This is a genomic window from Pristimantibacillus sp. Z349TD_6, from assembly GCF_056173205.1.
The window spans coordinates 4663448-4688620 of record NZ_CM149662.1 but is presented as its reverse complement, the minus strand read 5'-3'; the positions used below and the strand labels follow the sequence as shown (position 1 = coordinate 4688620).

At 42.0% G+C, this 25173-nt stretch carries 21 protein-coding genes and 1 pseudogene; 18 read left to right on the top strand and 4 right to left on the bottom strand.

From position 1 onward, the window contains the following. Positions 1–23: 23 nt before the first annotated feature. The 5 genes from AC0VYE_RS20395 to AC0VYE_RS20375 all read left to right on the top strand — a co-directional run bounded on the left by AC0VYE_RS20395 (position 24) and on the right by AC0VYE_RS20375 (position 5263). On the top strand, positions 24–965 hold the full coding sequence (locus AC0VYE_RS20395; protein ID WP_475442755.1) for an alpha/beta fold hydrolase: 942 nt from the start codon (positions 24–26) through the stop codon (positions 963–965). After that, the gene (locus tag AC0VYE_RS20390; RefSeq protein WP_475442754.1) at positions 941–1540 is read left to right on the top strand and encodes a YdeI/OmpD-associated family protein; all 600 of its coding nucleotides are present in this window, start codon (positions 941–943) and stop codon (positions 1538–1540) included. Before AC0VYE_RS20395 ends, AC0VYE_RS20390 begins: the two co-directional genes overlap by 25 nt. 1761 nt (positions 1541–3301) lie before the next feature. After that, positions 3302–4078, top strand: coding sequence for an imm11 family protein (locus AC0VYE_RS20385; RefSeq protein ID WP_475442753.1), 777 nt, complete (start codon positions 3302–3304; stop codon positions 4076–4078). 223 nt (positions 4079–4301) lie between these two features. Further along, positions 4302–4655, top strand: coding sequence for an immunity protein TriTu family protein (locus AC0VYE_RS20380; RefSeq protein WP_475442752.1), 354 nt, complete (start codon positions 4302–4304; stop codon positions 4653–4655). Positions 4656–4780: 125 nt separating this feature from the next. Continuing rightward, positions 4781–5263: an NUDIX domain-containing protein gene (locus tag AC0VYE_RS20375; RefSeq protein ID WP_475442750.1), complete on the top strand. Its 483-nt coding sequence runs from the start codon at positions 4781–4783 to the stop codon at positions 5261–5263. 562 nt (positions 5264–5825) lie between these two features. On the opposite strand, the gene AC0VYE_RS20370 is transcribed toward AC0VYE_RS20375, so the two are convergent. The 3 genes from AC0VYE_RS20370 to AC0VYE_RS20360 form a co-directional block, all read right to left on the bottom strand. Beyond that, positions 5826–6560: an IclR family transcriptional regulator gene (locus AC0VYE_RS20370; protein WP_475442749.1), complete on the bottom strand. Its 735-nt coding sequence runs from the start codon at positions 6558–6560 to the stop codon at positions 5826–5828. 322 nt (positions 6561–6882) lie between these two features. Beyond that, positions 6883–7341 carry a heme-binding protein gene (locus tag AC0VYE_RS20365; RefSeq protein WP_475442748.1) on the bottom strand — a complete coding sequence of 153 codons (459 nt, stop codon included), beginning with the start codon at positions 7339–7341 and terminating at the stop codon, positions 6883–6885. Further along, complete coding sequence (locus tag AC0VYE_RS20360) at positions 7342–8535, bottom strand: MFS transporter (RefSeq protein ID WP_475442747.1); 1194 nt, start codon at positions 8533–8535, stop codon at positions 7342–7344. It abuts the gene before it with no gap. 975 nt (positions 8536–9510) lie between these two features. Between AC0VYE_RS20360 and AC0VYE_RS20355 the strand changes: the two are divergent. The 4 genes and pseudogenes from AC0VYE_RS20355 to AC0VYE_RS20340 form a co-directional block, all read left to right on the top strand. Then, a pseudogene (locus AC0VYE_RS20355) lies at positions 9511–9634 on the top strand (alpha/beta hydrolase); the annotation flags it as partial. A 157-nt stretch (positions 9635–9791) separates the two neighbouring features. After that, positions 9792–11246, top strand: a complete 1455-nt coding sequence (locus tag AC0VYE_RS20350; protein WP_475442745.1) for an alpha/beta hydrolase family protein — start codon at positions 9792–9794, stop codon at positions 11244–11246. A 478-nt stretch (positions 11247–11724) separates the two neighbouring features. Beyond that, the gene (locus tag AC0VYE_RS20345; RefSeq protein ID WP_076265456.1) at positions 11725–12324 is read left to right on the top strand and encodes a chloramphenicol phosphotransferase CPT family protein; all 600 of its coding nucleotides are present in this window, start codon (positions 11725–11727) and stop codon (positions 12322–12324) included. A gap of 46 nt (positions 12325–12370) precedes the next feature. Further along, entirely contained in the window at positions 12371–12991 is a 621-nt protein-coding gene (locus AC0VYE_RS20340) for a chloramphenicol phosphotransferase CPT family protein (RefSeq protein WP_076265457.1), read from the top strand. 377 nt (positions 12992–13368) lie between these two features. Here AC0VYE_RS20340 and AC0VYE_RS20335 read toward each other — a convergent pair whose 3' ends face one another. Beyond that, positions 13369–13539 (bottom strand): hypothetical protein, encoded by a 171-nt coding sequence (locus tag AC0VYE_RS20335; RefSeq protein ID WP_475442744.1) that lies wholly within the window; start codon positions 13537–13539, stop codon positions 13369–13371. Positions 13540–13793: 254 nt separating this feature from the next. Here AC0VYE_RS20335 and AC0VYE_RS20330 point away from each other — a divergent pair, with 254 nt between their 5' ends. The 9 genes from AC0VYE_RS20330 (at position 13794) to AC0VYE_RS20290 (ending at position 24967) form a co-directional block, all read left to right on the top strand. Beyond that, positions 13794–15566 carry a cache domain-containing sensor histidine kinase gene (locus AC0VYE_RS20330; RefSeq protein WP_475442743.1) on the top strand — a complete coding sequence of 591 codons (1773 nt, stop codon included), beginning with the start codon at positions 13794–13796 and terminating at the stop codon, positions 15564–15566. Then, positions 15544–17100 carry a response regulator transcription factor gene (locus AC0VYE_RS20325; RefSeq protein ID WP_475442742.1) on the top strand — a complete coding sequence of 519 codons (1557 nt, stop codon included), beginning with the start codon at positions 15544–15546 and terminating at the stop codon, positions 17098–17100. The genes AC0VYE_RS20330 and AC0VYE_RS20325 overlap by 23 nt, the downstream gene beginning before the upstream one ends. 138 nt (positions 17101–17238) lie before the next feature. Beyond that, positions 17239–18579, top strand: coding sequence for an ABC transporter substrate-binding protein (locus AC0VYE_RS20320; RefSeq protein ID WP_076265460.1), 1341 nt, complete (start codon positions 17239–17241; stop codon positions 18577–18579). A gap of 166 nt (positions 18580–18745) precedes the next feature. Beyond that, positions 18746–19624 carry a carbohydrate ABC transporter permease gene (locus tag AC0VYE_RS20315; RefSeq protein ID WP_076266068.1) on the top strand — a complete coding sequence of 293 codons (879 nt, stop codon included), beginning with the start codon at positions 18746–18748 and terminating at the stop codon, positions 19622–19624. A gap of 24 nt (positions 19625–19648) precedes the next feature. After that, complete coding sequence (locus tag AC0VYE_RS20310; RefSeq protein ID WP_475442741.1) at positions 19649–20482, top strand: carbohydrate ABC transporter permease; 834 nt, start codon at positions 19649–19651, stop codon at positions 20480–20482. A gap of 329 nt (positions 20483–20811) precedes the next feature. Next, entirely contained in the window at positions 20812–21720 is a 909-nt protein-coding gene (locus AC0VYE_RS20305) for an AraC family transcriptional regulator (RefSeq protein ID WP_076265462.1), read from the top strand. A 93-nt stretch (positions 21721–21813) separates the two neighbouring features. Continuing rightward, positions 21814–22812 (top strand): phytanoyl-CoA dioxygenase family protein, encoded by a 999-nt coding sequence (locus tag AC0VYE_RS20300; RefSeq protein WP_475442740.1) that lies wholly within the window; start codon positions 21814–21816, stop codon positions 22810–22812. 449 nt (positions 22813–23261) lie between these two features. Then, positions 23262–23900, top strand: coding sequence for an HD domain-containing protein (locus AC0VYE_RS20295; protein WP_475442739.1), 639 nt, complete (start codon positions 23262–23264; stop codon positions 23898–23900). A gap of 173 nt (positions 23901–24073) precedes the next feature. Next, positions 24074–24967, top strand: a complete 894-nt coding sequence (locus AC0VYE_RS20290; RefSeq protein ID WP_475442738.1) for a LysR family transcriptional regulator — start codon at positions 24074–24076, stop codon at positions 24965–24967. The last annotated feature ends 206 nt before the right edge of the window (positions 24968–25173 follow it).

Below are 25173 nucleotides of genomic sequence, written 5' to 3'. Positions count from 1 at the left end.
CACAAGAAGGAGGTTTTAATTCAATGTTTAATCCAACCGATTTTCCCAAGCCCACCCTTATTTCAGCCAACGGTGTGGAACTCGAAGTGTTTGAAGCAGGCCAAGAAAACGCAGGAAAACCTATTGTACTCTGCCACGGCTGGCCAGAGCATGCCTTTTCTTGGCGCCATCAGATGGACGCACTTGCCGCAGCGGGCTACCATGTCATCGTCCCCAACCAGCGGGGTTACGGCAACTCATCCCGTCCGACCGAAGTAACAGACTATGACATTGAACACTTGTCGGGTGATCTCATCGCGCTTCTCGATCACTATGGATACGAGGACGCTACCTTTGTCGGTCATGACTGGGGTGCATTCGTCGTTTGGGGACTGACCTTGTTGCATCCAAACCGCGTCAATAAAGTGATAAATCTGAGCTTGCCTTACCAAGAGCGCGGAGAAAAACCCTGGATCGAGTTCATGGAAGAAATACTTGGCGGCGATTTCTATTTCGTCCACTTCAATCGACAGCCAGGCGTCGCGGACGCCGTATTTGAAGACAATACATACAGGTTCCTTCGCAACCTGTACCGAAAGAACGAGCCTCTCAGAGCACCTGAGCCAGGTATGGCGTTGATCAATCTCGCCAGAGCAGAAACACCGCTCGGTGAGCCCGTATTGAGCGAAAGCGAGCTGGCCGTTTACGTCTCCGCTTTTGAAACATCAGGGTTCACGGGCAGCATAAATTGGTACAGGAACCTTGACCGCAACTGGCGCTTATTGGCGAAAGTGAACCCAATCATCCAGCAGCCGACCCTCATGATCTACGGCGACCGGGATGTGGTTGCGAAGTCTGAAAACCTGACAAAGTTCGTACCCAATGTGGAAGTAGTCAATCTGGATTGCGGTCATTGGATCCAGGAAGAAAAGCCGGAAGAAACAAACCAAGCGATTTTAAAATGGCTGGAACAATGGGTGATGTAGTTTTTTTCAACAACCAAGAAGAGTTTAACGATTGGTTAGAAGAACATCATGCTGAAGCTAATGAAATTTGGGTGGGCTATTTTGGGATAAGTACAGGGCGTGCAAGTCTTACTTGGTCTGCATCAGTAGATGCCGCTCTTTGTTTTGGGTGGATTGACGGTATACGAAAAACCATTGATAAACAAAGCTATAAGATTCGCTTTACTCCGCGCAAAGTAAATAGTGTATGGAGTGCTGTGAACGTAAAGAAGGTAAAAGCACAAATACAGCTTGGAAAGATGAGACCAGAAGGAATGCACGTCTTTAACAACAGAACCGATTCACAAGGCTATTCCTCTGAACAAAGAAACGTGGAACTTGCCAAAGAATATGAAGAACAAATCAAGGCAAATCAAACAGCCTGGCTATTCTTCACTAATTTATCACCATCCTATAAAAGAGATTCTATCTGGTGGGTAATGAGTGCCAAGAAAGAAGAAACACGATTAAGAAGGCTTGGAATATTGATCGCTTCATCTGAAGAAGGGCTAAAATTTCAACATTGCAAAAAAATATTACAGAATAAGGAAATATAAATAACAAAAGAATCGTTAAAAGGATTTTTGGTACTGCATAAATCTGGGTCTATTGTTTCCCTGATCTTTAAGAGAGAGGAGCTACTGTATTTCTCAATCATTTAGGGTTTAATTCTCATTAAAAGTCAGAACGTTTTAAATGCGAGGCATTAATCAAATCGCTAAATGAAGAAGGGATGAAACAGCTCATCCAAAATCGCAACCCCCTTCATTTTTATGGTACAGCCGACTCTCATGATCTATGGTGATCGGGATACGGTCCAGAAGTCTGAAAACCTGACAAAATTCGTGCCTAATGCGGAAGTGGTCAATCTGGATTGCGGTCATTGGATCCAACAAGAAAAGCCGGAACTATTATGATGAAGAAATAGTGGTTTTGAATGCAGTTGAAAGCGGCACGGTTGGCATCAGGCACGGTATGAAAGTACGATACTCTAAAAGCTACAGGTTCAGGACAGAACTCTCCACTCCTATCTATACTTTTGCACTCTTATTGAGTGCGAGCCACCCTTACAGGTGGCTATTTTTTATTGCTCATTAAGTGACCAATCTGCTAAAGGTTACGGTAAACCACATTACGATATTGTTAAAATGAGCCAGAAAATGAAACTTTTGTGACACGCTGGGGAGTCATATGCGCTGTATTAATTTCTGTACTTTGGTTGATGCTATCAGGATTTTACATGTTCGGAAATGACATGATATGATTTACAAAATAATATTGCCTTTGCGTGTCAAAGAAAGATGTGGAGCAAAGCCTCACTTGGTACGTATCTCATGCAAATAGGACACATTTTCAAAAGATATTTGGGCTGATATAACTTTAAGTAGTTGGCGGTACACCATACTGACAAGGAAAGGCCGCTCGATTTGTAGTCTATGATACGTTTGATTCATAATACGTTGTCTTTCGTGGTCATGAGGCAACCTCCTTTACTTAGTTGCCTTCATTTTCTTATGAATGAATTGAACGTTGGAGGTGGGGGGGGGTTGACGGATACGAAATAATGAAACACTCTAAATACTAAACTATATATTGATTTAGAGAATCGAAGTCTAAATCATGTTATACAACAACATTAAACTATAATATGAATATAAAGAGCTCAGTTATAATCTAACTATTGATAACAAATCCTAGGAGGAGATAACTGATAGGTTTGTATTTTCATCCAGATATAATTACATATGGTGACTCAGCATTGATGATGGATAACGACAAACATACAGCTATTTACCGGAGAAACCACTTTTTACAGCAAGTGGTCTAGGTGGAGACTTTTTTGCACTTTTACCAGTCCCATAAATTTCTTCATCTACAACTTCGTTCCACTAAAGTGTTATCTGTAATGAGCAAACATGGTTAATATACTAAGAAAACGTGAGTATTTAAGAGAAAAGTGATTCTCCATAGAGGGAGGATAGCTTAATCACTTCGACGAATATCACTTTATTCCATTAGAACAAATCAGGTACTACTGGCTATCTTCGAAGAGGTATTCTTTGAAGAATTAAAAGTTTATTAAAAGAGGAAATTTAAGGCCTACGTTCTGATAAAAGAGAAAATAAAGAATTAGTTACTTAAGATAAAGTTGTATGACAAAATAAAAGATTAGACTACCGCCGCTGGATTAGGCTAAACGGGGAAGTTGAAACTCAGAATAAAACAGGAGCATCCTCGAACTCGGAACTCCTGTTTTCATGGTTAATCAACAGGCCTGATTGTGCTGAAATTTTCATTGGAAAGTGGGAAAAATAAATATGAAAATATGGAAATTAGGGTATAGTGAGAAGAGTACTATAATTGGATTGAAAGATGAAAATTATGATCTTTGTTTAACGGGTGATGTAATCGTCGATAATTCAAAATTAGAGTTTGTACTCTTTAAAAAAAGAAAGTATAAAGATTTTCTGTCTTTTCTAACTTATATTCCGATTGTTTCAGTGAATGTGATGAGTTTTTTATTGCCAATATTAAAAGATAAAGCTCAGTTTATACCCATTACTTACGATGAACCTAACTATATCCTGAATGTATTAAATGTGGTTGATGCCCTAGATCATAATAGAACTATCATTACTAATAGTAATATTAGAAAAGCATACTTTAAAGAAGATGTAGTAAAAAATCAGCTCATATTTAAAGTTCCTGAGAATATAACTGGCATTATCTACGTAACAGATGAATTAAAAGATATGATTCAAAGCTCAAAGTTTAAAGGGTATGAGTTTACTGAAATATGGAATTCTGAAGATACGATAGAAGTTGAACTTGAAACAAAAATGCTATTTGACAAAAAAATAAAGGAAACAGAGAACACCAACTCGCTACCCATGAAATGGGGAATTGCTTACAACTTGGTTGAGTCTGGAAAAGCAGTAGCAAGTGGTAAGTGGAAGATTCAAAAAAACGAAAAAGGAAACATTTTACTTGCTAAATTGACAAAAGATTTGGAATACGAATGGATAGACCCGACATTCTGGCCTCCCATTCTCATAGATTTAACTTGGTATGAAACGGAAAAATCAGATATATAATCGGAGATTATAATGACTAGTCTGCCGGTTTAGAGCGGCGACCTCGTTAAGCTAACGGGTAACGATAACACCACGACATTCGGCAGCGGGCCACGCGATCGGCTGCCGTTGTTCATTGAAGTAACGAGCAGCAATGCCATGAAACAAGGTCATAATTTTAGACATCTGTAGTACAATTGTTAGGTCGATTTGATATGCTTACTCCATTAGGGAGGGATCTGAAATGATTCGAGATAAATTTAAGCTTTGGGTAGAATCCAATAAGAGTGATCTAGCATATTTATCAATCTCTACAGAATATGTGAAGCATAAGAATCCTGAAAACAGTGTTCCTAACCCATCTACTGGCATAATTAACGAGTCTGAACGATGTTTGGGTCAAGTTACTGTTTGGGAATCTACACAGATGGAGTACGAGGTTGTTCACATTGAAACGGAAGAAATGATTTTATGGAGATATATTGAGAAGCTATCTGATGAACCCAATTTTGACGAAATACTGGCTGAGTACTTTCATGTCCTGCAAACAGGATTGAAGCCTGAAGCCAAAAATCATTCAGCTAACAGGAAACGATAGTTGAATAACACACATGATGAGCAGGCGCTACGGCGGCCTGCTCTTCTTATTAAGCTAACGGGCAGATTAATGAAGAAACAAATTGCAGAAAAAAACGTCTAATAAGTTTGACTGGAGGGGATATTGTGGTCAGAAATACGGCTAAAGCAATTATTGAAAACGAAAATAAGGTTCTCTTTATTAAGAAAAGGCTTGACAATATAGGTATTTATTACACATTACCAGGTGGCGGACAAGAATCAGGCGAAACAATTGAAGATACTATTCTACGCGAGTGTACTGAAGAATTGAATATTAATACAGCTATAAAAAAATTAATTTGCGTTAGAGAATATATTTCTAATAATCATGAGTACTCTTTTTTAGTTAAACAAGTGCATGCAATTGAATTCATCTTTCTTTGTTCTTTTGGTGCCGAAGACAAGCTTAGTCATTTACAGAATGATGTTGCACAGATTGGATTTGAATGGATAGATATTTCAATGATAATTGAGGCTTTACAGCAGGACAAAGAAATGAACTTGAAGTTCCCTCAAACACTTAGAGATTTTTTATTTGAATATTACAAATCCCGTAGTATAGAACCATATTCAATATTTAAATTTTAAAACAGAAATCTGTTTAACTAACGGGGAACGATAGTCGAATAATGTATTGATGAGCAGGTGCTTGCGGTGGCCTGCTCTTTTTATTAAGCTAACGGGCAGCATTCCTATTATGAAGAAATAGTGGTTTTGAATGCTGTTGAAAGCGGCACGGTTGGCATCATGCACGGTATGAAAGTACGTTACTCTAAAAGCTACAGGTTCAGGACATGACTCTCCACTCCTATCCAAATCCTATAGTGCTCATCATGAGTACGGACCACCCTTCGGGGTGGTTTTTTTTTGAGAAAAATAAAACCTTATTATTCTTCTAGGATGATTTTGTGTAGATAATCTCTTGTTTTTCATCCCATCTAAAGTAAATTTGTATGGTTCTGTTTGGAATATAATAAGTTCTGTTATGATACGTTTATCTCGTGGGTCTAGATCAAGTTCAAATGCGATTGCAAGTTCACTAAGAAGGTCACCAAAATTCCCATACAAATTATTAATTTTGGTATTAGCATTTTTATAAGCTTCTTATTATTTTCTTTTTGGGTTTATATTCTTTTCGAAGTTGATGAGATCAAAGTAGACCGGAAATCTGTGCACTGCATTCCTTCAATTTTTTACTTACCGCACGGTCTCTCTTTCGGCTTAATCGTGCAGCAGGGCCGGATATAGCCAATGCTGCGATTACTTTACCATTATAAAATATTGGTGCTGCTACGCAGCGTAAACCTACTTCTGTTTCTTCATCATCAATGGCGTATCCTTGTTGACGGATTACATTTAGATGCTCTTTTAATAAATGGTTGTCGTCAAAAGTATGCTTAGTTGCTTTGTGCAGGGTAAGATGTGTAAGCATTTTTTTTTGTTGTTCATCGCTTAGGTGTGCCAGAATAACTTTCCCAAAGGCACTTAGATGGGCATAAGCGGAATCACCTACGCGTGTGTGGCTACGGATGGTATGATTAGCCTCCACCACTTGTACTGTCATGACATTCATCCCATTTAAAACTCCGATATATGCGGTTTCGCCTAGTTCCAGTGCTAATTGATGCAAGGATGGAACAACTAACCAATTAAGTCGAGTGTTTGCAGATGATGAATGGTGCTCCTTTAATTCAGAAGCTTTGTACGTGAGACCATCTTTTTGAATAAAACCTGTCATTTCCAGCGTATAGAGCAGACGAAAAGTTGTAGACTTGTTAAGGTTAAACCGGTGCATAATCTCAGTCAGTCTCATGGGTGCACCTTGCTGCAATGCATCTAGAATTAGTAGTCCTTTTTTTAGGGTTGCAACCTCATATTGTTTCATTGTTTCACCTCTAAGCCTCTTTATATATTGTCTTCATGACTATCAATGCAGTTTCAGATTTACTGAATGCGGGAAATTTTAGTATTTATTTTGGAACTATTAATATTAATATTGATTCTGATTTAGTCAGATCCCTTAATTCACTGCAACACAGGTCACCGTATTTTTGTGAAATGGTGAGCACACATGCTCACATATGCACGATAGGGATGAATAGGTACATAGAAAGTTGCTTTTGATGAACTGATTATGAATGAAAAAGAGAGGAAAAGAGCTTTACGCCCAACCCTCTCATCATTAAAGTGGCCATAACCATGACCACTTATTCTCCTTTTAAAAACAGGCGAATGCCCTCAACTGCGTAAGCATGGTCTAATTCGCCCGTCAAGCCTCCGACCGTCACAGACCCGACTACGCCAACACCTTTGACACGGATGGGAACAGAACCGCCAACTGCTTGATACTCTGCAGTGGAAAGCAAGGAGTGTTCTTCATGAGATGCACCGCTTTGGATAAAGCGCTGGTTGATGTAGGCAGAACTGCGATTATAGTGATCGACGATCCGTTTTTTACGAAATAACCATACATAATTCTCTTCCGAAGTACCATCCATTAGATGCGTAAACACAGGAACTCGGTTACGTTCAATATGCACGGCCACCGCTACGTTGTTTTCTTGGGCATACTGCACAATCCGATTGCCAATGGCGAGCGCATCTTTATGGCTAAAACTTGTAAATTCCAATTCTTTCTCTAACAGGTCTAATGATTTCAAGTTCATTTATCCTCTCTCCTCAACAAAAAGATTCTGTTTCTTATCCATTCTGTAGTTTATAGCTGCGAGTAAAAATGCGAATCCAGCCATAATTGCACCGATCCAAGCCGTATCCATAATATGCTTATGGTCTACAGCAAGCCCACCCAAAGTAGAACCAGCAGCTATCCCAATATTAAATGCAGAGATGTTTAATGCAGAAGCGACATCCTTAGCAGAAGGTACCAGCTTTTCTGCAAGCATTAGAATGTAAGACTGTACGCCGGGAGACATCATAAAGGCGAAGAAACCCATTAATATAAGGGACAAAATAGTGAGCGTCTTGTTGGGCAGTAGCCATATTTGCAGCAGCAGGGCAATGCCTTGAAATAGAAATACGAATCGAAGTGCCTTGACAGGATGCCCATTTGCTAATTTCCCCCCGATAATATTCCCAATTGCCACTGCAACACCGTAAACCAACAGCAGCCATGAAATAGACAAGGCTGAGTATCCGCTAATCTCTTTAAGGATAGGAGAGATATACGTAAATAAGGCGAAGGTTCCGCCGAAACCCAGTACCGTCATTAGCAGTGCAGTGATGATCCGAGGATTGAAAATCAAACTTCCAACATCTCTAAGGCTCGGTGAGTGCTTTGAACGCGGGACTTTTTCTACGGCTATAATACTGACCAACAAAGCGATTAGCCCTAATACAGCGACCACGGCAAATGACATCCGCCAACCAAATTCCTGTCCGATATATGTTCCAAGGGGAACACCTAGAATGGTAGCAACGGTTAACCCCGTGAACATGATGGAAATGGCGGTGCCTTTTTGGTTAGCAGGAACCATATCTGCGGCCACTGTTGCTGCAACAGCGAAAAATACACCGTGAGCAACAGCAGTAATTATCCTTGATAAGAGCAACATGGAATAGGTAGAAGCTATTGCTGCCAGAGCATTCCCTGCAGTGAACACGATCATGAGGAACACCAGATATCCTTGTTTAGGCAGTTTCCCGGTAATAACTACGACGATCGGGGTTCCAATAGCAAGGGCAACTGCATACCCAGACACCAGTGTCCCAGCTTGGGTTACTGATATGCCAAGATCTGTGGCTACCTCTTGCAGAATACCGACAATAACAAATTCTGTCGTTCCAATGGCAAAAGCACTTAACGCAAGTGACATTAGTGCTATAAGGATTTTTGAATTCATACTTTCACCTCCTTTACGTAGGCCAATATTAAGTGAGAACTTAAATAAGTTCAAATAAAGAGATAGAGTTTCTATAAAAGAAACTTTTTCTCGGTAGATAAATGATAATACCATTACGAAAATCGAATGATATTAACATAAACGAAAACAACGTACTTTCATGTGCTTTGATCTTATAATTCAATGTTTTCCAAATGATAAACTTCCGTGGTAGTAATTATATTTTTTTGTATTTTTGAGGTATGTTTGGTAATGATCGGTATTTACATGTGCGATTATGGCATCTTCGTTAGCCCAAAACTCAGGGAGGGTAGGTAGGGCTATTTTGATGTCATCATCAACTATCCGTTTTTATCAACAGCCAGTTGAACATCTCGTTTACTCTTCCTGCGATGTGATAAGTGAAAAGGGTGTATTCCGGAATGACATTGTTCTCTTACCAAATGATCAATAGTTTATAATGCATCACTCCTAAAGAGATAATGTTCAGTTGCTAAAATATCAAAAAAACACATGCAGCTTGGCCTAATCATAGGTAAATCATAGGGGTTTTTCAAAAAATGTTTGAAAGTTTCTAATAAAGAAACAACGTTATTAAGCTACAGAGAAAAAGTCATTCAATTATGTGACAAGCAGCAAGTCCGTGAGAAACCTAGGAACGAGGATGGATACACGTTGTTGGTTCGAAGAATGATTGAATCGGAAAGTGTGAGTTATTTTCTTTATCCAAGCGAATCGCCCAGCAACAGACAGATGGATTCCTGAACACGAGAAGTTAATACAGGATTCTATTATTAATTTATTTGCTTGTTCATATTCAGTTCATATTGAGGTCATGGGGAATACATATTCATTGGTTAAAATTTCATTAGCATCAAAGAAGCAAATTCAACAAACAGTTCAAGACAGGGGGAGATGAGAGTGACACAACCAGAGGAAAAGAAGACGTAGAATGGATCGAGGGCCAAGAAATTTAGCAATTCGGAGGCGAAAAAGATAGAGCCCTACGGCCAGCACGTATCTGTTGACGGGAAACGTACATCTTCCAGGTTAAGGAACAGCTGCACCATCGCTTGAATTTAAGCAGCTCATTGATGAAACTATCTCCATAATACAATGTTGTGGCGATTGACTTAACATTAACAAATAATCACATTATTTATAAGATACCAAATTTAAAGAAATAGCTGAGCGCATTCATGAACGAAGCGAAGTAAATAACCTGTAAAAGTCCGTGATGAAAGAGAGGAATTCAAATGAGATTATTTGAGATACTTTTAGTTCTATCCTGTTTCGCTTTACTCGTAGATCTATTGTTTATGAAAAGAGGTGCAAAGAAAACAGGACTGGTTTTGTGTATAGGAAGTGGCGTTATATTTGTAGTTCAATTGTTTGTCGAGGGATACAGATGGCAGTTGCTTTTGGTATATATTATGACGGCTCTTTTCATACTCATCGTTTTACTCAGGCAATCAGAAAAGATGGTGAACCTAAAAATAGGGAAGCCATTGAAATATAGTTTATCTTCCCTAATCGTCATTCTACTTGTTGTATCTACCAGCTTGTCTGTATACTTGCCTGTCTTTCATTTGCCAAAGCTTGATGGTCCAGAGAAAGTGGGTACTCAAACTTTTCATTTTACAGATCAGAACAGAGATGAAGTCTTAACTGAAGATCAAAGCGATAAGAGGGAACTAATGGTTCAAGTTTGGTACCCTACTGAAAAGGGCAATAACAACAAGAGAGAAGCTCTTTTTCCAAAAGATAAAGAAATGTTCAAAAAGTATATTCAGACATACTCTAATTCTTTAAACCTTCCCGATTTTGTGTTCGATTACTGGAAGTATAGTAAAACCAACTCTTATGATAATGTAGAAATATTACCTTCTACAAGCCCTTATCCCTTGGTACTGCTATCTCACGGAATGGGAACCAGTAGAGTTCTACATGCATCACAGGCCGAGAATCTGGCCAGTCATGGGTATATCGTGGTCACAATCGATCATACGTATAGCACCTTTGCTACCATTTTTCCGGATGGCCGTGTAACGGACTATAAAACAAAGATGACAACAATAGATGAACGCAGAAGAATTGGAAATATATGGACACGAGATGTAGAGTTTGTAATCAACCAAATTGAAAAGCTTAATTCAGGTGCAATCGAAAGTCAATTTAAAGGGATAATAGATTTAAATAACATAGGCGTGATGGGGCATTCTTTTGGGGGAGCAACGGCGTTTAATACAACTTATTTAGATCATAGAATCAAGGCTGGGATTAATATGGACGGGTCACTATTTGAAGTGGAAAATAGAGATGTTATAAACAAACCTTTTATGTTTATTAGATCGGGAATTTTTAAAGACTGGTTAGTAGATTTTAAAAATGATAAAAGTTCGGATAACGAAATAAATAAACAACTTTCAGATGAGCTGCACATTATTAAAAATGTTATCAATCAGGGGGGAAGTGCGATTTATGTAGAAGGTACCCAACACTTCAATTTCACGGACCTTCAATTCTATTCTGAGTTGATTAAACTGACTGGAATAACAGGAGATATAAATGGTAAAAGAGGAACAAGCATCGTAAATCAATATGTACTCGATTTCTTTAATAAGCAATTGAAAGGAGCAGGTGGAAATCTGATTCAGGGTCCGAACGACATGTATCCAGAGGTGAAATTTATTAAGCCGGAAGACCTTTAACCGAAAATGTCCGAAGGCGTAGAGTGTCGCTGTAAGTGAACAGCAGTTAACAAAATGGATTAAAATAAAATATTATGCAATAACATGGTATTAAACTAACAGGTAACTTTAGCTTAACAATAACCAAGACGAGACTGCAGGCATGTAATGGCAGCCTCACTGCGCTAATGAGCAGCATTCTAATATGAAGAAATATTCATCATGAGTACGGACCACCCTTCGGGGTGGTTTTTTTTTGCTTATTAAGTGACCTATCTGACAATGGCTGCGGCATAAGGATCTATTTAGTTGAACCATAATATGAACGGGCAGAATAGCACAACAAGATATGATTATGTTCTTATTCAATTTTACGCCTTATTATATTAAAATTACAGACTATTCCATTAGCCATATAGTTGCTACAATCTATATTGTAACTTCCAATGATGGAAAAACATTTACAGTATGAACGAAATCATTGAATGGAGGGAAACGTATGTCACAAGAACATAAACTCGGACAAATAGTCATTCTGAACGGCAATCCGCGGGCTGGGAAGTCAAGCATTGCCATCGCGATCCAGAATATGTTTGAGGGTGTATGGATGAACGTTGGGGGCAGTCAGTTCAAGAAAATGACCCCAGAACACTACCAGCCTGGGATATCGCTTCGACCAGGTGGGGAACGCCCCGACCTTGAGCCTCTCATTGTGATCCTGTATCAAGCCATGTATGAAGCCATTGCTGCCCACAGCCGTCTGGGACTGAATGTCGTGGTGGATGTCTGGCACCATGATGCTTATTCGATTCCGCGGGGGATTCTTCCGAGCTGTGCCCGAATCCTGAGTGGATTGCCTGTTTTGTTTGTGGGTGTAAGATGCCCATTAGAGGTTGTCATGCAGCGGCGGATCGCTACCTGGAATTCCGGTTACGAAGAGGACGGATCTGTGCCAAAGCCAGTGAGATTATGGCAGCAGGCTGTCCATATGCCTGGCAACTATGACTTGGAGGTTGACACCTCGGTGCTCAGTTCTGAAGAGTGTGCTGCCCTGATCCGCCAGCGCCTCCAAGATGTGGCCGGATTTCCAGCGTCTTGAGGTTTAGACCAGGAACTTTTATTCATTACAATCAAGGGGGAAGCAAATGTTACAGGTAGATGAGCCCGGACAGATTATTATTTTAAACGGGACTCCGCGGTCAGGGAAGTCCAGTATTGCCACTGTGATTCAGAATACGTTCGAGGGTGTATGGATGAACATGGGAGTCGACCGGTTCATGCAGATGACCCCTGAACGCTACCGGCCAGGGATTGGGCTTCGGCCAGGTGGGGAACGCCCCGACCTTGAGCCACTCATTGTGACCCTTTATCAAGCCATGTATGAGTCTATTGCTGCGCACAGCCGCTTGGGGCTGAATGTTGTAGTTGATGTCGGTCACCACGATGCTTATTCGATCCCGCGGGGGATTCTTCCCAGCTGTGCCCGGACTCTGAGTGGACTGCCGGTTTTGTTTGTGGGTGTGCGGTGTCCATTAGAGGTTGTTATGCAGCGGAGGATCGCTACTTGGAATTCCGGCTACGAAGAGGACGGATCTGTGCCAAAGCCGGTGAGATTGTGGCAGCAGGCTGTCCATATGCCTGGTATCTATGATCTGGAGGTTGACACCTCGGTGCTTAGTTCCGAAGAGTGTGCCGCTCTGATCCGCCAGCGCCTCGAAGAGGAGTCGCCGCCCTCAGCTTTCCAGCGTCTTAAGGACATGACGTAGGTGGTGGAGTGTACACTCTGAAACGACTCTGAAAGCGCAACAGTCACATTATCTACTAGGTATGGCTTGGGTCAGATTACGTATGATATTAAGACTCAACCCCCGTTACTATTCAATTATCGAATAACGATAGTTGAAAAACATACATGTATGAGCAGGCACAACAGTGGCATGCTCATTTTATTAAGTTAACGGGTACGATAGTGGAGGAACATGCTTCACCCTTCGGGGTGTTTTTTTTTGAAAAGCCTCATTATTCCTATACAAGGACTTAATAAAATGAATCACCGCTAATCCCCCATTTGAAATGTATCTCTGTAATTTTTTAGGAATTATTTTTCGATTATGAGTTCTGTCATTATTCTTTTGTCCAGAGGTTAAAACCCAATTTCAAATGCGATTGCCAGTTCGTTAAGAAGATCGTCAAAACTGCCTTCAGCGGAAAGATGAAGCTTGTAGCCGAACCAATTGTTGCGGAAGGACTCGATGTTCTCAAGCGGTGCTTGCAGTTTGTTAAAGAAAAATAGGCTTTCTTGGAGAATATACAAGTGACTTCACTTGCTTGGCTCGTTTTCGGGTTGGTTACTTGAAAACTTCTCCAAGTCAGGGTGGAGTCTCTTTATTATGCTCAGAAAACCTTATGGTGCGGGGGCTTTGATTATTGCAAAATGCACCTTTATAAAAAAAGAGAAAGAGTAGAAGATAATCTATTTATTTTAATATGAACTATTGTAAGCGCTGTTATAGTTTGAGTAATATAGAGGTTCAGCAAACTAATGTTGAATATAAAGGAGGAACGACCATGCGTTTCCGTCATTTTCATTCCATTGTAGCCCAACTCTTTTGGTTCTGCTTTATTGGCATGACGCTTCCCGTTCTGGTCATGGGTTTTTTGTCTTATCATAAATCGTCCTCTATCGTAGAGGAACAAGTCAGTAAGGTAGCCTCGCTTACTATTACACAGGTGAGTGACAAGCTGAACCTTTATTTCAAAAAGCTTGATGATTCGTCCATGATGCTGTTAAACAGTAAGGTCATCCACAATATTTTGAAGGAACAATCGAAAGAGAAGTTATATGAAACCACGCTCAAGATTCAAGATGGACAAGACATCCTAACATCCATCATGATCAATTCGTCAGAAATCCTCGATATCTATATATTCGATGTGAACCGCAACAATTCGGTATTAAGCTCGGACTCCTTGGTGTCTCTGGATCAATGGGATTCCGACTGGTATAAAGCGATATTGGAAGCAAACGGCAATAGCGTATGGTTCGGACTCTCTCAAAACTCTTATTTAAAGAAAACGGAAATGGGGTTTCCTGTATTCGGCCTTGGCCGCGCCATACGAAGCTGGGAAACCGGCGACATTATCGGCGTGATGTTCTTTGAGATCATGGGCCAGGTTCTGATCGATGAGCTTGACCGCGTTCAATTTGGGGATACGGGTTACATCTACGTCACCAATGACAAGAACCGTTATTTCTATCATCCGGATTCCAAGCAGTATGGAAAAGAGTCCAACCTCATCCTTCCGTCGCAAGCGACGGAATATAACAAAGACAACAAAAGCACGCTGGTGATTCCTGAACGCCTGTATAACGGCTGGGATGTGGTTGGGGTTGTACCTCTCGAGGAACTGACAGCCGATTCGGCTAGTATCCGGAAATTCACGATGTGGATTGCACTTTGCTGCATCCTTTCGGCAATAGGCATGGGGTATTTCGTTACACGAAAAATCGGCAATCCGTTAGTTAATCTGAGCCGATTGATGCGTAAAGGCGAGAACGGCGACCTGAGCGTCCGGAGCAAGAGCGTCGGCCGGAACGAGATTGGGCAGCTGGGCCGCAGCTTTAATAAAATGATCAAACAGATCGATCTGTTAATCGCTCGAATTGCCAAGGAGGAATCAGAGAAAAAAAAGGCGGAGGTTCGAGCGCTCCGCTATCAGATTAACCCTCACTTTCTTTATAATACGCTGAACTCGATAAGATGGATGGCTAAATTAAACCGGACCAATGATGTCGACAACGCCGTCACTACGCTGGTTCAATTATTGGAAGGCAGTCTTGAACGGAATGGCGTTTTCATTCCGCTCGGGGAGGAGCTTGAACTGCTCCAGAAATATATGATCATTCAGGAATACCGCTATGATAACAAAATCAGCTTAAATATCCATTGCCGGGAGGAGCTCAAAAAAATTCAAATTCCTCGAATGCTGCTTCAGCCCATCGTCGAGAACGCCATTTTCCATGGGATCGCTCCAAAGGATACAGATGGATCGATTGATATCGAAATCGAACAAACCGGACAAAATATCGTGGTCAAAATAACCGACGACGGTATCGGAATAGATGAGGGAAGGCTTCATCAACTGCAGATGAACGATAAAGAGCGCAGCAATAAAGGGATGACCAATATCGGGCTTAATCATGTTCATCAGACCATTCAGTTATATTACGGAAGTACATACGGCCTCAGCATCTCAAGCATCAAAAACGAAGGGACACGGGTGCTTATTACGATTGCCGATTCTAAGGAGGAAACCTATGTACAGAGTGCTATTGGTTGATGACGAGAAGATAGCGCGAATCGGGCTTCGTACCACTTTTGATTGGGGGAGACACGGATTTACATTGGTTGGTGAAGCGTCAAACGGGCAAAACGCAATGAAATGGATTCAGAATCAAGAGATTGATATATTAATCACCGATATTGCTATGCCTGTGATGGATGGACTCGAGCTCACGCGCAAGACTAAAGAATTATGTCCTTGGGTCAAGGTGTTGCTGCTCAGCTGTCATAATGATTTCGAATATGTACGGGAAGGAATCCGGTTAGGGGCCAGCGATTATATCTTGAAGCCGACACTTAATTCGGATTCACTCATAACGGTTCTGAATCAAATGAAAAAAAAGCTTCAGGAAGAAAGCGAGAACAGACAAATCGTTCAGCAGTTTGAAGACCAACAGCTCGCTAATAAGCAGAAAATGCTGGAGAAGACATTTTGCAAGGCGCTATGCGGTGACCCGGCTGCTATCGAACGAATAAAGACAGAATGCCCGGAAGTAAGCTACCGCATTGCCGCTTTGGAGATCAACGTATTTGGCAAAACGGATGCTGAAAGGAATGATCTCCTAACAGAGCTGGGAGAAGTGCTCAAACAGGCACTCTATCAAGCATTTGGTTCCTTTGTGTCGGTCATGCTTCGTTCGGACTTGCTTTTGGCTGCGCTTCCTGTACACCCAAACCCGCATGTCATGTTTTATGAGCTTATCGAGCAGTTTTCGCAGCATATGGAGTCGAACCTATTGCACGTGTCCATAGGACTCAGCGTCGTTTATGAGAATTATCTTGACCTTCAGAATGCCTCCATAGAGGCGAAAAAAATGCTCGCGGTCGGTTTCTTCCTCGGACCGTGTCGCTTGCTTGCTGCTGATGAGCAAACGTATTCCATTTCGGCATCGTCCTATCCTTTTGCGGCAGCCTTACACGAACTCAAAGAGTCGTTAACGATGGGCTTTCATTCCAGATCAGAACAAATAATAAATGAAATCATGAAGCATTGGTTACCGCAATATCGATCGAAAGAGGAAGTACTGCAGGAGGCAGAGGAATTGCTTAGCCTGTTTGCCGTATTCAAAGACGCAGATTCTTCCATCATCCGGAAAATCCGGGAGCTCGGCAGGCTGGGTTATGTCACTGAGGTCATTCAACATGTAAAAGATGGCTACCAAACAATCGTGGGTGGTGAAGACTCTTCGCGGCCGGATAAAACATTGCACCAAAGGATCGTAATGGAGGCCGCTGACTATATCAAGAGCCATTATAGGGAATCGATCTCCCTGCAGGAAGTGGCTGATGCGGTAAATGTAAGCAGGAATTATTTCAGCGAAATGTTCAAACGTGTGACAGGAGAGAACTTCATCGACCACCTGATCGCCTTGCGCGTAAAGAAAGCGAAGGAGCTGCTGCAAGGATCATCGCTCAAGGTGTATGAGGTAGCCGAGCAGTCTGGTTTTAACGACGTAAAATATTTTAGCAAGCAATTTAAAAAGATCGTAGGTGTATCTCCAGCTGAATTTCAAGGTTTATTGCGAAAATAAAATAACGCTAATTGCGGAAAACAAGACACTCTTTCGGAACATAAACCGTTCAAACCCACTTTGACAATGAACTATAATTAAAGCGCTTACAAAATATTTTTGAATGAAAATTAGATATCTTGAGGGAGGAAAAAGAGAATGAAAAAGCTCAAATGGTCTCTACTCATCATGATTATTGCTGTGTCTGCTTTGATTCAAGCCTGCGGTACGAGCGGTGGTGGCAACAACGGAGTGTCTAATGGAGAAGAAGCCGGAACAAACAGTCCAAAAGAGGGGAAAGTAAAAATCAAGTGGGCTACATGGGGGAATCCGGGAGAATTAACAAGGTTTCAAGATTTCACAAACGATTTTAATAAGAAACATCCTGAAATTGAAGCGGAGTTAATCCCGATCCCAGGGGAGTACGATCAAAAAATCTTAACGCAATTGAGTGGCGGAACGGCCCCAGACATTTTTTATGCCGGTGATGCTTTTATTGTTAAACTGATTGAAAACGGCAGCATCGAGGAACTCACGCCGTTAATGGATGATGCAAGAAGCGCGGTTAAGAAGGAGGATTTCTTTCCTGGCCTATGGGGAGCTGCTGAGCGCGACGGTAAAATATACGGGGCAACGGTAGACAATAACCCGATGGTGCTTTGGTATAACAAGAAGGTTTTAAAGGACGCAGGCATTACTGAAATGCCCGCCGATTTGCAGATAAATGGTCAGTGGAACTGGGACGCTTTTAAGGAAATGACCGACAAAATCCGTGAAAGCGGCAAATATGGTTACGTACTTGATAATGCATGGAACAGCACACACAGTTGGGTAACCTCTAACGGCGGAAAGGTTTATGACGACAATGGCAAATATATCGGCTACACGGATCCAAAAGCGGTCGAAGCATTCCGATTCTTATATGATAACGTCAAGAGTAAAAACATTACATTTGCCGGCACGCTTCCAAAAGGACAAGGCGGCGATGCGATGTTTATGTCCAATCAGGTTGGCTTTGTCGGCGCAGGGCGCTGGTACCTGCCGCTGTTCAAGAAAAACGATAGCCTCGAGTACGATATCGTCACTTGGCCGACAAATACCGGCAACAAAATCGAGCCCGCAGGTATCCCGACAGCCTATATGGTACTGAATAAGACTACCAAACATAAAGAGGCGGCGTACACCTTCTTGTCGGAATTCGTCAATAAGGAAGGTCAAACCTATCGTCTACAAGGAGGCGGCAATGCCGTTCCTTCGGTATCGGGAGCAGACGAAGTGGTGCTTGAAGGGAACCTTCCCGAGCATGCGCAGTTTTTCCTGGATGCTCGTGAAATCGGTTATGCATTAACTCCGTTTGAAGCGGGTATTCCCGGTCTAAGTAATGATATTAATTCCCGTTTTGAGGCGCTATGGCTGAAAAACGAGGATTTGGATACAGCAATGAAGGAAATCGAGGCATTGGCAAACAAGAAGATTGAGGAATACAAAGGAAAAAAATAAGCAGCCAGCAGTCCTTTCACAAGGAAATGGAAGGGGCCTTTCGAACATTCGGAAATCCCTTCCTTCTTACTATAATAGAAGAAAGGTGGCTTACATCGATATGAAAACGGCCGTTAATAATGGGCCCTCTCCGTCAATAGACCAAACAGATTCGAAACGTCACTTCATGAGGACGAAGACGGTGGACAGCCTCTGGGGATATTTTTTCATCTTTCCGCAAATGGTCGGTTTAGTTATCTTTTCGTTGATTCCGCTAATATTGGCTTTCGCCATCAGTCTAATGAGCTGGGACGGCTTCGGTGAACGGACCTTTGTCGGACTGGACAATTTCGTGGGGCAGTTTAAAGATCCCGATTTCAGAATCGCGCTAGTTAACACGCTGTATTATACCGTTCTCACCGTACCGACCGGCATTATTCTGGCGATGCTTGTTGCTATTGGCTTAAATAAAGTAAAAGGAAAGATCCTTTACCGGCTTATTTATTTTATGCCTAACATTACGATGTCCGTAGCGGTAGCAGTCGTTTTCATGTGGCTCTTTAACGCGGATTTCGGGCTGATTAATTTATACTTAAAAGATTGGTTCGGCATTGAAGGTCCCCGTTGGCTGACAGACACGCGGTTCGTAATGCCTTCCATTGCGCTGCTTAGCATATGGATGGGACTTGGAGGCAGTATGGTGCTTTTCCTTGCGGGATTACAGGGAATATCCGCGACATATTACGAGGCTGCACAAATTGACGGCGCCAGCAAATGGCAGCAGCTGCGGCATATTACGGTTCCTTTGTTGTCATCGACTACATTTTTTGTCACCATCATGTCAGTGATCGGATCCTTTCAGGTGTTTGATCAATCCTTTGTCATGACCTCGGGTGGACCGGCAAAAGCCAGTTATACACTTGTATACCATATATATGACTCGGCATTTGTTGATTTTACCTTCGGAACAAGCACATCGGCCGCTGTCACGCTATTTGCGATGATATTGACGCTGACCTTGCTGCAGATGAAAATATCCAAACGTTGGGTTCATTACGAAGAATAAGGATGACCGGGAAGGAGAAAACTCATGAATTCGAAAAAGCTTCAACCCTCAACGATGTTGCTTCATGTCGTGCTGATCATTGGGGCCTGCGTCATGGGGCTGCCTTTCCTATGGATGATACTCAGTGCACTAAAAGATTTGTCCCAAGTATTCGTCGTTCCGCCTAAATGGATTCCAGAACCGTTCGTATGGTCCAATTTCAAAACTTCGTTGACGGCCTTGCCTTTCGGGCGAGCTTACTTTAACAGCTTTTATATTAATGTCATCGTCGTATTCGCGCAGCTGATAACATGCTCAATGGCTGCATACGCTTTCGCCAAAATCCGGTTCCCATTCCGGGAACCGCTGTTCATATTGTTTCTAGCAACGATGATGGTGCCCGGACAAGTGACAATCATCCCGCTGTACTTGATGATGAAAAATTTCGGTTGGCTCGATACGCATCAGTCGATCATCGTGCCTGCTGCCTTATTAAATGCCTTTGGCGTTTTTCTGCTCCGCCAATTTTTCAGAGGCATCCCGAAGGAAATGGAAGAAGCAGCCATTGTGGATGGTGCCAATCGCTTTACGATCTATACGCGCATCATGCTTCCGCTTGTCAAGCCTGCGCTTTCAGCACTCGGAATATTTACGTTTCTGGGCATGTGGAACAATTTCTTTTATCCGCTTATCTTTCTCAACAGCCCGGAGCAATTTACGGTACCTATGATGCTGAATCTATACCGCGGCATGTATGCGACGGACTGGACTCTGATGATGGCTGGTGCTTCAATCGCTCTGCTCCCGGTATTGGTCGTTTACATGATCGGACAGCGTTATATTATTGAAGGGGTAACACTGTCCGGCATAAAAGGATAAACCGAACATAAAAAACGGGTTGAGACCTAAGAGACCTCCATCCGTTTCCTTATCGTATAGCGATGCCAGCGAGCCCCGTATTTCTCCTACGTTGTCGAACCTATAATTCTTAGTATTTTTATATATTGTTACATAATACATGTGGGCATCCGTTTCTTAGGAACGAAGATGTCCATTTTTTTATGAAGATGAAGTTGAATAGAGGGAAAAATATGGTTTCGTTTTTTCATACATACTGTTCGGAGGGGAAATATGATATCTTCAAGCGAAGGGACAAATAAAATAATTCCTTTGACTGCACATATTGGATATAGAGGGAGTTGATGAATATGAGTGAACATGAGCAAGAGACCTTTCACTTGCCCTTAGTCCATAACGCAGGAGACTTTGTCATCCAAGCTGGGTTTGTGCTGGGGCCCAGGCAAATTGATGATTTCGAATTAGTCTACTTTCCCGATGGTACCCAAACGGAATATGAGATAGGCGGAAGCCTATTTGTTCTTAATGAGCCATGCTTCATATTCACACGCCCAGGTGAATGGCATACCTACCGGTTCGCGCCGGAAAAAAACGTACGGCATTTGTTTGTGCATTTTGATTATGCCTCACTGCGGAAAGCGGACGAACGATTCGTGTCCTTGCTCCGAGAGGGGCATATGTTCCTGGCAGGGCGCCATATGCTCGTAACTGGCTTAATGGAGAAAATACTTTGGATTGCGAATCACCAGCCTGCGTATTGGCGGAGAAGGCTTGCCGTTTTGATTTCCGCCTCTCTAGAAGAACTATCGTCCTTTTCCTCACAAGTTGCGGAAGGGGAAGCGATTCCCTTGCCTGTTCCTATTCAACACGCGATTAACTATATGGAAGAGCATTTGACCGATTCCGTAAAGATTGAAGAAATCGCAGCGATATCGGGCTGGTCACATGAATACTTCACACGAATGTTTGTCGCTACCACGGGCATGTCCCCCAAACGGATGCTGCTCGAATTACGGTTTCGGCGTGCTGAGATATTGATGATGAGGGGCACCGGCACAGTGAAACAGATTGCCTATTCGGTAGGCTTCGGTGATGAACACCATTTCTCAAAAATGTATAAAAAAGTTCGTGGAATAACGGCATCGGATTACATAAAAAGGTGCCAGGATCCCTTATTTCGCCATACGGTTTCCGTATTGGACCCGTACACGCCTTATCCATTAAATCGAAATATTTTGGTGAATTCCTTGGTCAAATAAACACATCATTTGCCGGTTTTAGACTATGGAGAGTGCTGCCTCATCACGCTAAAATTAGGGGGTAGGCATATAAATCGAGGGAGTGAACTGGTTATGGGGAAGTTTTATATACCTAAATCACGTGCGAGGGATAACCGCTATTTAGTAAGCGTGAAGGATTATTCCCACTATCACAGAGAAGGCTACTTAATTGTCAGAAACTTATTGTCAAAAGAAGACATCGACGAGCTATATGAATTAGCAGAGCAATCAAGGCTTAATAGCCTTCAGCTGGATAATCAGGCAGATCGTGATAGCAAGGACCCTCTCAAAGAGGAATTTGCAAAGGCGACACGAATTCACATGATGTCTCGTTTCAGCGGAGCTGCGGAGAGGGGCATGCTTAACCCTCGAATAGTCGATGTTACAGAGGCGTTGGTCGGGCCGGATGTATACGCTCTTCAGTCCATGCTTTTCTTAAATCCTCCTGGAAAAGGCGGTCAAGGCTGGCATCAGGATGCATGCTATATTAAGACGCATCCGGATACGTTAATCGGAGCGTGGATCGCTTTAGAGGAAGCAGATGAAGAAAATGGCTGCTTATGGGTTGTACCCGGTTCGAACCACGAACCCATATATCCTCCCGATGGTGTTGGAGGAGGAAATGTGCACGCGGTGGATGCATTCGAGGATTTGAATGGTGTGCAGAATGTGAGCCATTTGGACGATAATGTGAATACGCTTTCTAAGGTTGTCGCAAACTATCCTCCAGCCATACCCGTTCGGCTAAGTCCTGGAGATGTTTTATTTTTCCATTCGCATCTACTTCATCGCTCCTATCCGAATCGTACTCAGGATCGCTACCGACGCTCATTCGTTTGCCATTATTGCAATGCACGTTCTTGGGTTCCATGGGACCATGACGGATTCGAAGGTCATTCAGGGAATTATCGTCAAATTCTCGTCCGCGGAAACACAAACCTCCCTTATTCTGAGCCAGCATTTGGAACTGAGGTTTATTTGGCAGACGGAGAAGAAGAATCGAGCAGCGTTACAATGATGGGGATGGATAATGGTATGATGATGCCAATTGGAATGGAAAAAGGCGAATAAGCAGTATGGATATATGGATTGTATACTGCTAAATAATTCGCCCTATACAGTGAAAGTGTTTGTTCTGGATCAGGTTGACCGTGAATTGACCGATTTTGTTAGCTTGACGGTTCCAACCATATTCAAACAAATAAAATCCAGTCGCCTCAAGCGGGTTCATAGCTTGGGGCGACTGCTTTGTGTAAACATCTATACATATCAAGTGCACTTCAAGTGGATGTGGATCTTTTTTTATCTCAAAGAAATCATTATAGTCTACTGATAGCCGCCATCTTCCTGTTGTCTCGTCTGGGTTGAAAGTATGACGATTCCCAACTATTTATGGATAAAATCATGCGTTAAATCTATGATAATGATAGAAACAATAATATTGATCAATGATTATTGAAAACATACAATTAACTTCATAAACACCCCTAATTAAACAAACTTATAAGGAGGATCTGTTCATGTCAAATTTTGTTGCAGATATTCAAATACCAGACAGCTCGCTGGCTAATGCAGCCGCAGAGATACTTCGAGAGTATGGAAACGACTTATTATGGAATCATTCCCACCGGGTGTATCTATTTGGTGCACTGATGGGAAAAAGAAATAATGTTAAGTATGATTCAGAGCTGCTGTATATCAGCGCTTTGTTCCACGACCTAGGACTTACCAAGCGCTACAGCAGTCCAGATAAACGTTTTGAGGTGGACGGAGCTAATGCAGCACGTAACTTTTTACGAAGTTATGGGGTACCGGAAGAATCTGCACGGCTTGTATGGGATGCCATCGCCTTGCATACAACCATTGGAGTGGCCCAGTATAAAGAATCGGAAGTCGCCTTGATTTACTCTGGCGTTGGCTATGATGTGATGGGAGAAAACTTTGATGCACTTACCGAAGAGATGCGAAACCAAGTAACATCGGCTTATCCGCGTGATGGATTTAAGAACAAAATTTTACCGGCATTTCTTGAGGGGTTTGCTCATAAACCGGAAACGACCTTTGGCAATATCAAGGCAGATGTATGTGCCCGGTTGCTCCCCGGATTCAAACGAATCGACTTTTGCGATTGTGTACTTCATTCGCCATGGCATGAGTAATTTTTTTTAGCGAAAGTGATTCTTTAAAGGCTGCTCTCTTAATAATCCCCGTCGGACAGCAGTCGGGGATTGTTTTGTTTATCTAAAATTATCTATAATGCAATCTGACTATGACTCTAAATCGTTGATTAAAATATGATTCTATAAAGAGTTCAGGAAATTGGGGGTACAGGATGGAAATCCGGCAATTGGAATATTTCATGGAAATTTGTCACGAGCTGCATTTTACAAGAGCATCCGAGAAGTTAGGTGTCACGCAGCCTACACTTAGCCACCAGATAAAAGCACTTGAGGACGAATTGGGTTTACCTTTATTCGATCGGATAGGAAAGAAGATAGCCATTACTGAGGCAGGATTTATTTTGCTAAAACATTGCCAAACCGTATTTCACAGCCTTGAAAGCGTACGGGAAGAAATTCAGGAACTGCAAGAAATCAAACGAGGGCGTTTATCCGTGGGGGTTTTGCCAGGCGAATTAAATTCGCTTGTTTGCCGGCTACTGCCGGATTTTCATGATGCCTATTCAGAAGTGCAGGTTAGAATCATTACCGCGGATAATGTTGCGGAACGCTTGCTTCATAACGAGATCGACCTTGCGCTTACTATTACTCCTGTCCATGATGAACGAATCGATTCTCAGCCCCTATACAACGATATGCTTTATTTAGTAGTCAATGCTGAACATCCCCTAGCGGAGAGAACCCAAGTAAGCTTAGAGGATCTTAAGGACATCTCTCTTGTTTTGTTTCCGGAGAATTATCAGTGTCGGCAGCAGATTGATGCCATCTGCAGCCTCAGGAATATTCATTTACGACCTGCCATCGAAACCGATTCTATTGAATCAATTATCAGCCTTATTGAAGCAGGAGTAGGGGGCTCCATCCTTTCAGAAACCTTGATTAAGCAGTGGAATAGGCATGGAATAAGAACATTGAGTATTGAGGAAGCCCCATTTAGTCGGCAAGTTGGACTAATTTATCACAAGGAAAAATATAGGGGGCAAACAGTTCTAAAATTTACCGAGCTTCTTCAAGAACAAATAAGAAAACTTGGACTATTTAATTAAATCTGTCCAAAAATTTTGACCTGGCATGAAAAGATAGCGTGCTGAATCAACCGTAAGCCATTCTTTAAAAGTGCAAACAGTACTATCACATTTTGAGTATCCAAAGGAATGCATTGAGTGTTGGACATCGTGGATATCACAAAGGGGGATCGAAGTCCTCACATGCCAGTACACATCCTTTGTAGAAGTTCGAAACGATTAACAAT